This is a genomic window from Selenomonas sp. oral taxon 478, from assembly GCF_001189555.1.
GTDB lineage: Bacteria > Bacillota > Negativicutes > Selenomonadales > Selenomonadaceae > Centipeda > Centipeda felix.
In genome coordinates this window covers 1,883,551-1,895,216 of record NZ_CP012071.1, presented here as the reverse complement: position 1 = coordinate 1,895,216, position 11,666 = coordinate 1,883,551, and the positions used below count along the sequence as shown (strand labels likewise).

General features: G+C 56.7%; 12 protein-coding genes. 1 reads left to right on the top strand and 11 read right to left on the bottom strand.

Going from position 1 to position 11,666, the window contains the following annotated elements; genetic code table 11:
* Positions 1–29 precede the first annotated feature (29 nt).
* From ADJ74_RS08810 to ADJ74_RS08770, 10 genes are all read right to left on the bottom strand, one after another.
* Entirely contained in the window at positions 30–2,639 is a 2,610-nt protein-coding gene (locus ADJ74_RS08810) for a TIGR03960 family B12-binding radical SAM protein (protein ID WP_050343575.1), read from the bottom strand.
* Between the two features lie 93 nt (positions 2,640–2,732).
* Complete coding sequence (locus tag ADJ74_RS11615; RefSeq protein WP_071586092.1) at positions 2,733–2,858, bottom strand: secretion protein HlyD; 126 nt, start codon at positions 2,856–2,858, stop codon at positions 2,733–2,735.
* A 39-nt stretch (positions 2,859–2,897) separates the two neighbouring features.
* Positions 2,898–4,004, bottom strand: coding sequence for a rod shape-determining protein RodA (gene rodA / locus ADJ74_RS08805; protein ID WP_050343573.1), 1,107 nt, complete (start codon positions 4,002–4,004; stop codon positions 2,898–2,900).
* Positions 4,001–4,282: a cell division topological specificity factor MinE gene (minE, locus tag ADJ74_RS08800; protein ID WP_050343571.1), complete on the bottom strand. Its 282-nt coding sequence runs from the start codon at positions 4,280–4,282 to the stop codon at positions 4,001–4,003. The genes rodA and minE overlap by 4 nt, the downstream gene beginning before the upstream one ends.
* A gap of 12 nt (positions 4,283–4,294) precedes the next feature.
* Positions 4,295–5,089, bottom strand: a complete 795-nt coding sequence (gene minD, locus ADJ74_RS08795) for a septum site-determining protein MinD (RefSeq protein WP_009442585.1) — start codon at positions 5,087–5,089, stop codon at positions 4,295–4,297.
* 10 nt (positions 5,090–5,099) lie between these two features.
* Positions 5,100–5,747 carry a septum site-determining protein MinC gene (minC, locus tag ADJ74_RS08790; protein ID WP_050344266.1) on the bottom strand — a complete coding sequence of 216 codons (648 nt, stop codon included), beginning with the start codon at positions 5,745–5,747 and terminating at the stop codon, positions 5,100–5,102.
* Positions 5,748–5,756: 9 nt separating this feature from the next.
* Positions 5,757–7,544, bottom strand: a complete 1,788-nt coding sequence (mrdA, locus tag ADJ74_RS08785) for a penicillin-binding protein 2 (protein ID WP_009442587.1) — start codon at positions 7,542–7,544, stop codon at positions 5,757–5,759.
* Positions 7,545–7,590: 46 nt separating this feature from the next.
* Positions 7,591–8,085 carry a rod shape-determining protein MreD gene (gene mreD, locus ADJ74_RS08780; RefSeq protein WP_050343569.1) on the bottom strand — a complete coding sequence of 165 codons (495 nt, stop codon included), beginning with the start codon at positions 8,083–8,085 and terminating at the stop codon, positions 7,591–7,593.
* Entirely contained in the window at positions 8,082–9,023 is a 942-nt protein-coding gene (mreC, locus tag ADJ74_RS08775; protein ID WP_050343567.1) for a rod shape-determining protein MreC, read from the bottom strand. Before mreC ends, mreD begins: the two co-directional genes overlap by 4 nt.
* On the bottom strand, positions 9,020–10,054 hold the full coding sequence (locus ADJ74_RS08770) for a rod shape-determining protein (protein WP_039980900.1): 1,035 nt from the start codon (positions 10,052–10,054) through the stop codon (positions 9,020–9,022). Before ADJ74_RS08770 ends, mreC begins: the two co-directional genes overlap by 4 nt.
* A gap of 298 nt (positions 10,055–10,352) precedes the next feature.
* On the opposite strand from ADJ74_RS08770, the gene ADJ74_RS08765 reads away from it, so the two are divergent.
* On the top strand, positions 10,353–10,811 hold the full coding sequence (locus ADJ74_RS08765) for an S-adenosylmethionine decarboxylase family protein (protein ID WP_050343565.1): 459 nt from the start codon (positions 10,353–10,355) through the stop codon (positions 10,809–10,811).
* A 257-nt stretch (positions 10,812–11,068) separates the two neighbouring features.
* Here the strand turns inward: ADJ74_RS08765 and ADJ74_RS08760 are convergent, their stop codons facing one another.
* The gene (locus ADJ74_RS08760; protein WP_050343564.1) at positions 11,069–11,518 is read right to left on the bottom strand and encodes a Fur family transcriptional regulator; all 450 of its coding nucleotides are present in this window, start codon (positions 11,516–11,518) and stop codon (positions 11,069–11,071) included.
* Positions 11,519–11,666: the final 148 nt, after the last annotated feature.

The window sequence follows — 11,666 nt, the reverse complement described above, 5'->3', positions numbered from 1 at the left end:
GAAGTACGGATAAACTCAGCACTGCCGTCTTAGCGGTCGATGAGCGCTGCTCCCTCCGCAAAGAGTCCCGTGCGCGTCACGTATGCCTTGGCAGGATCGATGGGCAGAGCAAAGTCCCGCGCCATCACGCTGAGCACCTCGATGGGCTTTACACTGCCCGCAGGAGTGACAAGAAAATTCATCCAGAGAATGAGGCATCCATTTTCGTACTGAAACGAAATGGGTGCCTTTATGTATTCCTTCGTCTCAATGCTGCGGCGCTTCTTCGGGGTCACACGCTCCCATACGGCGTGCGTGGCACTGTTGTAGCGGCGTACGCTCTCACGTACGGGTGCGAGCTCTCCTTCGTAGGGGATCTTGAGCCGATAGCGGGCCTCATCCACGTCCGCCATCAGGGCGCGGTGTTTCCCCTCCTGAATGCGCAGCCGGATGATCTCCGCCCCGCGCGGGAGCTGAGCACGCAGCCGCTGCATGACCTCATGGGGCGGCAGTTCCTCGGTCATCTCAAAGTCCACATACTCCGCATCGCTTGCTGCGCCCAACGAGAGCGCCGAGGCAAAGGCGACCTTCATGTGTGGGTTAAAGCCCTCTGAGTATGCCATGGGAAGCCCTGCGCGCTTGCACGCGCGGACAAAGAGGTTTGCATAGTCGAGATGGGAGACATAGCGCAGCTCCTCCCCCTTCGTGATGAGTCCGCGATAGCGTACGGTCGTGCGTTCCTGCGGCGTACTCTCCTGCAGTGCAGGATCGGCAGTCACACCCGTTTCCCCATGCTTTTCCTGCCGTTCTTCCTCGCCGGCATAGTCGATCACATCGACGCCGAGCGTCGGACAAATCCCGCAGCCCGTACAGTGCGTGCGGCGGCAGTCCTCCGTAAGAGACGCTGTGAGTGCCTTCTGCCACTCCGTTTTCAGATAGCGTTCGAGCACGCCGGGCGAGGTGTGCGCCCACGGCAGCGGTTCACCGATCGTGCGCGTGCGGCGGCTGTAATACGTCCAGTCGATGCCGCAGTCCGCAAATGCGGCGAAATAGTGTGCATCGTCGAAAAGATCCGACCAGCCGTCAAACTTTGCCCCACGTTTCCATGCAGCGTACAGCGCTGGCGCAAGGCGTCGGTCGCCGCGCGCAAAAATCCCCTCGATCACGGAGAGCCGTGCGTCGTGATAGTGGAACGTAATGGCACGATCCGTGATATGCTCCTTCAGGAGTTGCTGGCGGCGCTGAAACTCCTCCATCGAGAGCTGCCCGAACCACTGAAATGGTGTGTACGGTTTCGGCACGAAACAGGAGACGGAGACGGTGACCTTGCACCCACGCCGTCCGCGAATCTCCGTATAGAGATCGACGACCTTCTTCGCGAGGCGGGCGATCCCGATGATGTCCTCATCCGTCTCCGTCGGCAGTCCCATCATAAAGTAGAGCTTCACCTGCTTCCACCCGTGGCGGAATGCCGCCCCACACGCCGTGAGCAGATCCTCCTCCGTCACCCCTTTATTGATGACATCGCGCAGACGCTGCGTCCCCGCCTCAGGCGCGAAGGTCAGCCCGGACTTGCGCACGCGCTGTACCTTCTGGGCAAGCTCCACGGAAAAGCTGTCAATGCGCAGGGACGGAAGGGAGACGCTGACCTTCTCGTCTCGATAGTCACCGATGAGATCATCCACCAGACAGCCAAGCCCCGAATAGTCCGCCGAGGAGAGTGAGGTTAGGCTCATCTCATCATAACCACTGGAGGAAATCATCCCATGCGCCATCTTGCGCAGACGCTTCTCCGTGCGCTCACGCGCGGGGCGATAGGCAATGCCTGCCTGACAGAAGCGACAGCCGCGTGAACACCCACGAAAGAGCTCAAGCATGGCACGGTTGTGCACGATGTCCATGTAGGGGACGATGGGATGTTCTGCCGAGACCGCATCGTTCATATCCTTTACGACGCGCTTGTAGATTACGGGGCGCGCATCGGGGTGAAGCGCATCCATGCGCACGAAATCCCCTCGTGCATCGTAGACGGGTGCATAGAACGACGGCACATAGATGCCGTCCACACGGAGCAGCTGGGTCAAGAACCCACGCCGTCCGCTCGGTCTGCCCGCTGCATTCCACCGGATAAAGGTGTCGCAGATCTCGGGCAGTACCTCTTCCCCCTCGCCAATGACGAAGAAGTCGAAGAAGTCGGCAATCGGCTCGACGTTGTAAACGCATGGACCGCCGCCGACGATGAACGGCATGTCCTCACCGCGCTCCTCTGCATACAGTGGAATACCCGCCAGATCGAGCATATTCAGCACATTCGAGTAGATCATCTCGTATTGGAGAGAGAAGCCGATGAAGTCAAAGGCACGAACCGCATGGCGAGATTCCAGTGAAAAAAGAGGTATCCCGCGTGCACGCATCTCCTCCTCCATATCGATCCACGGAGCATAGACGCGTTCTGCCGCAAGATCCGCACGGCGATTTAGAATCTCGTAGAGGATGGCGAGTCCGAGGTTGCTCATGCCGACCTCGTAGACGTCGGGCAGAGCCAAGGCAAATTTGCAGCGAACGCTGTCCCAGTCCTTGTGGACGGCGTTCCATTCGCCCCCCGTATAGCGTGCAGGCTTCAGCACCGACTGGAGCATGCTGTGATCGAGATGTACCATTTCCTATCCCCCACATTGTGTCGTTCACAAGAAAAGGGGGCTGCGCTGCACGAAGGCAGACAGCCCCGAAGTGTCTACAGAGTCAATAACTCCTTAAGGAAGCACTGATAAATTCGGCACTACCATCTTAACGCATCTTTTTCGCCCGCTTTTCGTTAGCAAATCCTCCACATAGCCTTTGCTATGCGTCCGGTTTGCTGCCTCAATCGGACAAAAAATCTACGTCAATCTGGCAGACCTCATTTTATCAGCGATTCCTTAAAAGAGTAGCTTTTGTCGTCGCAGCTGGATGTTCAGCAGGATGGCAATCGCCATGATGTTGGTCGTCAGGGAACTGACACCATAGCTCATGAGCGGCAGCGGTATGCCCGTGACGGGCATAATCCCCATCGTCATGCCCACGTTGACGAGGACGTGGAAGGCAATCATCGAGGTGATGCCGACCGCGAGCAGCCGTCCGAAGGTATCGCTCGCATTCTGCGCGATCCGTATCCCGCGCCAGAGGACGATGAGATAGAGGAGGAGCAGAACCGTGCAGCCAACGAAGCCGAGTTCCTCGCCCACAACGGAGAAGATAAAGTCCGTATGGTTCTCGGGCAGGAAGTTCAGCTGACTCTGTGTGCCGCCGAAAAGCCCCTTTCCAAAGAGCATGCCCGAGCCAATCGCAATCTTCGATTGGATGATGTGATAGCCCGCGCCGAGCGGATCGACGTTCGGATCCATGAACACCATGATGCGCATTTTCTGGTAGTCCTTGAGAAAATGCCAGAGCACGGGCATCGCCGCAAGTCCCGCGGCAAAGATGCCAAAGAAAAGGCGCAGTCGTATCCCCGCCGCAAAGACCATGCCGAAAAAGATCGCCAGAAAGACGAGCGACGTACCGAGATCCGGCTGTTTCAGAACGAGAAGGAACGGAACGCCGACATACGCTGCCACGGGGACGAGGTCCACGATGGAGTCAATCTTATCGCGTTTTTCGATCATGGCGGCAAGCGCGATGATCATGATGAGTTTCGAGAACTCCGACGGCTGTATGCTGATCGGACCGAGCGCAATCCATCGCTGCGCACCGAGTGCCGTCTGTCCGACGAGCATGACGAGGACGAGCAGCACGAGATTGAACACGTAGAAGTGATTCCCATAGCGCTGCAAGATCTTATAGTCAAAGTTCATCAAGAACGCTGCGAGGGCAATATCGACGATGATCGAGATACCCTGCCGCTGAACGAACCAGTAGCGTTCCTCACTCAGCGTATTGACATGGGTCGCACTGCCGATGATGACGAGACTCATGACGACAATCGCCGCAGCCGCGAGAATCAGCGTGACATCCGTACGGCGCAGAAGCCGTTTTGAGAGGATCATCTCCGATGCCTATGCGCGCCGCCATGCTGTACGCTGACAACGGGGATGTTGACAACGAGTGCCATGGCATCATTCTCGTTCTCAAGCGCGAACTCCATCTCGCGCGTGTCGATATACATATACTTTGAAATGACCTGCACGATCTCTGCCCTCATGCTGTCCATGATCTCAGGCGAGACATTTGCGCGGTCATTGATGATCACCAGCTGCAGACGACGGCGTGCCACATCGCCTGAGCTCTCTTTCTTTCCAAGAAGTTTTCTCAGTGCTTCAATCACGCCAACGCCTCCTTACTTCTTCCCAAAGAGTTTTCCCTTGATTGTTTCCCAAAGACTCTCTTTCGCCAACTCACGGAAGGGAACGTCCTCGCCGCAGAGCCGTGCAACGACATCGAGGTACGCCTGCCCCGCCGGAGAGTCCTTCATCGTAACACATGGCTCGCCACGGTTCGTGCTCGTCACGACCATCTCATCATCGGGAATCTGCCCGATGCACGTGACCGAGAGGATCTCGTCGATGTCGTCCATATCGAGCATATCGCCCTTTTCGATCATCTTCGGACGGATGCGATTGACGACGAGGCGGATATCCTCCTTGTCCGCGCGTCCGAGCTCACCGATGATCTTGTCCGCATCACGCACCGCCGAGATCTCCGGCATGGTAACGACGATCGCCGTATCGGCGGCGGCAATCGCCGTCTTGAATCCCTGCTCGATCCCTGCGGGGCAGTCGATGATGATGACATCGTAGGAACGACGCAAATCCTCACAGAGCGCCGCAAGCTCCTCGGGATTCACGGCACTCTTGTCCTTGACCTGCGAGGTCGGCAGCAGGTAGAGTGAATCGTATTTTTTGTGGCGGACAAGTGCCTTTTTGTACGGCACATGCCCTGATGTCACATCGACGAGATCGTACATGATACGATTCTCGAGTCCGAGCAGGAGATCCAGATTGCGCAGCCCCGTGTCGGTATCAATGAGCACGACACTCTTGCCGCGCATGGCAAATCCGACACCGATGTTCGCTGTCGTCGTCGTTTTTCCGACGCCTCCCTTACCCGATGTCACCACATAGATTTCACTCATACCTTAGAACCTACCTCTCTATTGGTTCAATGACGATTTGACCGTCTTTTACATAGGCGCGCTCTGCCTTGCCGCTGTCTTCGGGCTCATCCGGGGAGCGCGCCACATAGTTTGCGATGCGAATCTGGGTCGGCATCAGCCGATCCGCGATGATGAATGCCGTCGAGTCCCCTGCTGCTCCGGCATGGATCACGCCGCGGCATGTGCCGCGCACATCAATGCTCCCCCCCGCCGTGATCTGCGCCCCGGGGTTGACGTTGCCAAAAACGATGACTGAGCCCTCGGTCTCAATCGCCTGACCGCCGCGCAGCGTCTTATCGACAACGACCATCTGCTGCAGCTCTGGCTCACCCTTCCCTTTGGCGGACGGCTGCGGGGCAGATGTCTGTGGTGATGCGACAGGCGCGGACTCTGCCGCAGGCTTTGCCAGCCGGCAGATCAGCCCGTGCGTCCGAAAGAGCTCCTGCACATCGGCGAGTTCTCCCTGCGAGAAGCGATCACGCGGAACACGAACGAGCGTGCCGCGCAGAAAGAACCCAGCCCCCGAGTCCAGTTTCTTCCCCAGTTCCTCCATGATCTCCGAAAAGGGCATGGCGGCGGGAAAGGCAAGCGACAGGCCACCGTTCTCCCCTTTGATCTTGATCTTTTCCTCACTCATTTCCATCCCTCACTTGCTCCCTGCGGGCTGCTCACGATCCAGACCAAAGGCGGCTTCCATAATCCTGCGCCCGATCGGCACAGCTGACATAGAGCCAAAACCACCCTGCTCCACAATCACGGCAACCACAATATTCGGATTCGCAAACGGCCCGTACGCCACGAACCAGCCGTGGTCGCGCCCCTGCGAGTTCTCCGCTGTCCCTGTTTTACCGGCAATATCAATCGAAAATCCGGCGAACACGCCGGCTGCCGTACCGAACTTCGTCACCTCGTGCAGTCCCTCCTGCACCTGACGAATAACCCCTGGATTGACATCCAATTCGGAGAGCAGGACGGGCTGAAAGTCACGCACCGTATTGCCGTTGACATCGACAATACGCTGAACGAGATGCGGCTGATAGCGTCTGCCGTTCGCCGCAATCTCCCCCATGACCATCGCTGCTTGAAGCGGGGTTACAAGGTTAAACCCCTGTCCGATCGCCGCATCGAAGGTCTCAGAGAGATACCAGTCACCGTCCTCGTAGTTGTCCTTTTTATACTGACGGTTCGGCACTAGTCCCTCCGCCTCAAAGGGGAGATCAATGCCCGTGCGCTGTCCGAGACCGAACATCCGCGCATAGCGTTCGAGTGTATCGACACCGAGACGGTTGCCCATCTCATAGAAGTAGACGTTGTCCGAGTGCGCCATCGCCTGCTGGAAGTTGATCCAGCCAAGTGCCTCGCCGCCCGCGTTCGTCTTGGGGATAATCCAGTGGCGGCCGGAGTCGAAGATCTTTTCCTGCGGCGTCACCTTGTGCTCTGCGAGCGCCGCCGTGCCCGTGACAATCTTAAAGGTCGAGCCCGGCGGGTACTCTCCCGTAATCGCCTTGTTGTCCATAGGGTGAAACGGGTTGTTGTTCAGGACATTCCAGTTCTGCGTGGAGATGCCGCCCGCAAAGAGATTCGGGTTGAACGCGGGGCGGCTGACCATGGCGAGCACCTCGCCCGTCTGCGGGTTCATGACGACGGCGGCTGCCGCATTCGCATGGACGATGGCTAGCTGCTCATCAACGGCGCGCTCCGCTGCCTCCTGGATGTGCTTGTCGATGGTGAGGACAAGGTCATTGCCCGGCACAGGGGACTGACGTCCGAGGATCTGCACGGGGCGACCCGATACATCGACCTCCACCTGATCGCCGCCCTTGACGCCGCGGATCTCCTTGTCGTAGACGCGCTCCAGCCCGAACTTTCCGATGATGTCACCGGATTTATACCCCTCATCCTTGCGCTTTTCAAGCTCCATCTCATTGATCTCGCTCACATAGCCAAAGACGTGTGCCGCATACTCGCCGTATATGTAGTCACGCACGGGGAGAACCTCGATGACGACACCGGGATAGGCGTCCTTCTGCTCCTCGATAATGGTAACGATATCGGGCAGAACATCATTCTTGATGCGAATGGGGTCAAAGCCGACGTGAGCATCGATCTTTTTTTGAATCTCGGCAACGGGAACATTGATGAGCTTTGAGACGCGCGCGATCACCTCGGGGGAAATCGGCTCGGTCAGCGGCAGGAGTGATACCGTAAAGCCGGGGCGGTTCGTGACCAGCAGCTCTCCGTTTCGGTCGAAGAATGTTCCGCGCGCCGCCTCCGCCGGAATGATGCGGATGCGGTTGCCCTCCGCCAGCCGTGCATAGAGTTCCCCATCGTAAATCTGGAGATACGCCGCGCGCCCGATGAGAACGGCGATGATGAGAACGATCACACCGCCGAGGACTTGCAGACGTCCGCTGAAATCTTCATGTTCGTTCAAAATTACACTCCGAGAAAACTGTCTGAGGGATCAATGATACACTCCCTTATTGTGGTTCATGTATGCGCCGGCTGATGTAAAAGGTTGCCCAGTGAATCGGATAGGCAAAGACCACCTGGAATACGAGTAGGACAAAGAGCACGCGCTCCATGTGCAGGAAGAGATTGAAGCGATAGCCGAGCAAATAGACAATCAGTGCCGAGCACAGATACTTTGCCAGTGTTGCTGCAACTGACGCCGCGAGCGGCAAGAAGAACTGTTCCTGCAGTACGCGATCCGAAAAGCGACCAAAGAAGAGTCCGATCAGTGTCAGCAAAAATGCGTTCAGTCCAAAGAATGCGCCCGCACTGAGATCCTGCATGAGACCGAGCGAAAAGCCGATCAGAGCCCCCCATGCGCTGCCGCGCAAAAAGGAGAAGGAGACGGTTGCCAAAACGAGGAGATCAGGAACCACACCGTAGATGGAAATCAGCGGGAGAAAGGAAAACTGCAGGACAAAGAGGACGAGGAAAAACAGGACAAAAATCCGATATTTCTTCACTGTGCTGCCGCCTTTGTCTGTGCTGCTGAGATCTGTGCCGCTGCCTCAGCCCCCGGGCTGAGGGGCGTCGGCTGGATTGGCGTCGGAGGCGCTTCGCGCGACGCTGTAATGATCGCGACGTCCTCAAGCCGCCGGAAGTCCACCGCCGTTTCAATGACAGCGACCTTCAAAAGGCCGCTGTCGTCGCTGTGCTGTGCAGCGACATGCCCAACGGCAATCCCCTTGGGATAGATGCCGCCGAACCCCGATGTGACGACCGCATCGCCATCCTCTACGTCTGCATTTCGCGGGATATCGACCATCTGCGGCATATAGGGATTATCCATCGTTCCCGTGAGGATGCCCGTCACACGCGACTCAGGCCGCTGAATGATCGTACCGACCGAGGAGCGCGCATCGAGGATGAGCTGCACCTTGGAGGAGACCAGGCCGACCTCGGTCACGTGACCGACGAGCCCCTTGCCCGTGACCACAGGCATATTCTCCCGCACGCCGTCCTTGGAGCCGCGGTCGACGACAATCGTACTCGTCCACAGCTCTGCATCTCTGCCGATCACGCGTGCAGCGAGGAGATCGAACTGATGCGCTCCCTGCTTGTAGGCCAAGAGCTCGCGCAGGCGTTCATTCTCAGCGGCGTACTCCGCCGCTGTCGTATTCTCCTGCCGCAGCTGCTCGACTTCGTTTTTGAGCATCTTGTTCTGCTCATGTACCGTCGCAATTTCCCATACGTTCGCCGTAACGGTCTGGATCTGCTGTCCAATGAAGGACGCCGCCATCTCAAAGGGCGCGAGCACCGTGCCCACCGTCCCCGTCGATGCTGTAACCTGAAATCGACCGCGTGCCGCAAAGAAAATAATGCAGAAGAGGGCAAGCAGAACAAAGAGCAGCGCCCAGATCTTGCGTCCGGACTGCCGTGCCCGTTCGAGTCGGTCAATCATTGTTTTAATTTCTTCGAGGACATGACGACATTCTTGAGCAGCCCGATGTTCTCAAGTGTGCGCCCCGTCCCCTCACCAACACAGGAGAGCGCATCCTCCGAGACAAGCACGGGCATCCCCGTCTCATGCGAGAGCAGCTTGTCGAGGTTCATGAGGAGTGCCCCGCCGCCCGTCATCATAATGCCGTGATCCATGACGTCCGCCGCGAGTTCCGGCGGTGTCTTCTCAAGCGTGTTCTTCACTGCATCGATGATCTTGTAGATTGGCTCGTTGAGTGCTTCGCGGATCTCCTTGGCATGGATCGTCAGCGTCTTCGGCAGACCGCTCACGAGGTCGCGTCCGCGGATGTCCATCGTACGATCCGTATCGGGCGTCACAATCGCCGTACCGACAGAGATCTTGATCTCCTCTGCCGTACGCTCGCCGATCATGAGGTTATACATGCGCTTAATATACTGGACGATGGAGGAGTCCATCTCATCGCCGCCGATGCGGATGGAGCGGCTCGTAACGATGCCGCCGAGCGAGATCACGGCGATCTCCGTCGTGCCGCCGCCGATATCGACGACCATGCTCCCCGTCGCTTCTTCGACAGGAAGTCCCGCACCGATTGCTGCTGCCATCGGCTCCTCGATGAGATACGCCTCGCGCGCGCCCGCCTGCTGTGCAGCATCAATGACGGCACGCTTCTCCACCTCGGTGACCCCCGAGGGCACACCGACCACCACGCGCGGACGAACGAACGACTTGGAACGCATCGCCTTGCGGATGAAGTACTTCAGCATCGCCTGCGTCACGTCGAAGTCCGCAATGACACCGTCCTTCATCGGGCGAATGGCCACAATGTTGCCCGGTGTGCGGCCGATCATCTGCTTTGCTTCCTCGCCCACCGCGAGAACGTCCCCTGTATCACTTTTTATCGCAACCACGGACGGCTCACGCAGCACAATTCCACGTCCTTTGACGTGAACGAGCGTGTTTGCCGTACCGAGATCAATCCCCATATCGTGTCCACCAAAAAGACCAAACATTGTTAATGGAGTCTCCTTCCGCAATATGTGTAGCATGATATGCATTCGCGCATTGGCAGAATTTCTAAATTAAGAAGATATACTCCCTGCCATCTGTCAATGGACGTGCAGAATCAGTATAACATAAGAAGTGATTTTTTTCCATGTGACACGAGATTTTATTTTATAGAAACAACATCGCGTCCATTCTCTTGCTATCCATACATATTCGAGCCTTCTGCGATATGCCTTGACGGGAGCACCATTCTTCCTCTATAATGAGTGTAAGATTATACATGTAAGAAGGAGACTGAAGCAGATGGAGATTCAATCAAGGCTGCTGACCGTGGATTTTTATGATTGTAAAGGCGATCGGTGCAGCACGGAAGAAGCCCTGCGCGATCAAGTCTCTGATGCACTGCGCACGGTAGGGCTGTCACCCATCGAGATCATCAGCAACGGACAGGAGAGCGGCGTGCTCTCGCTGCTGTCACTCGTGCCGGGTGGACATGTTGCCCTCCATGTGCACCCGGCCATGCGCCACGTCTCCCTCGACGTCTACCTCTGTCGGGAAAACGTGCCACTCGACCCCATCGCCCACGTCCTGCGCAAATTTTTCCAACCGGACAAGATCAAGAGCACGCATCTGCGGCGCGGTGATTTCCGTACACCGACGGAGATCCGCCCCAAGACGACGACGCGCGTCGCCCCCATCCGCAAGATCAAGAGCACGGGCGCAAAGGTCATTCGCATTCTCGCACGCAGAAATCGCCGCTGACCGGTATAATTCAAAGGGACTGCTGCACGAAGTTTACAGCTTCGTACAACAGTCCCTTTTGCTTTAGTACGGATCATTTCAGAAGATCAGCAATCCCGCCTCTATTTTACGCGTCGAATTATCAAGTCAAGTGCAACTTAAGGAAGCACTGATAAATTCGGCACACAAAAAACACCCATACGATACCGTATTTCAGTTCGTATGAGTGTTGCCAATAACGCTCATGCGCGGCGCACAGTATTTCCCTATTTACAAGCTCATGCTCCTGCTTTCTTCTTTTGGCATTCGGGGCAGTACCCGAAGAAATACATCTGTTGAGAGACGATGCGGTACCCCGTCACCGAGGCAACATTCTTGTCCAGTGCCGGAAGCGCCGTAATCGGGACGTCTGCCACCCTGTCACAGGACATACAGCGGATGTGAGGATGTGGCGAAATATCCGCATCGTAACGAAATGCCTCCTCGCCCACATTCAGCTCGCGGACAATGCCGATCTCACAGAACGCGTCGAGGGACTTATAGACCGTCGCCAGACTCATGGTCGGATAGTCGGCGCGCAGCTCCTTATAGAGCGTCTCCGCCGTCGGATGCTCTGTCGTATCGGCGAGAGCCGCATAGACGGCAAGCCGCTGTGGTGTCACTTTTTTCTTGTTCCGGCGAAGGATGTCCGTCACTTCGCTCGGCGTTAATAATATACGTTCGCGCATAGTAATCCCTAATTCCTATAAATCTAAAATCATTATTATTTATGTATTATAATACTCTATCCACGGGTTTCTGTCAATAGTCCTAATACCGATTGATCGGCTGTCTCTTTTGCACCAAAAAAATTCATGTTATAATGATGAAAGAATC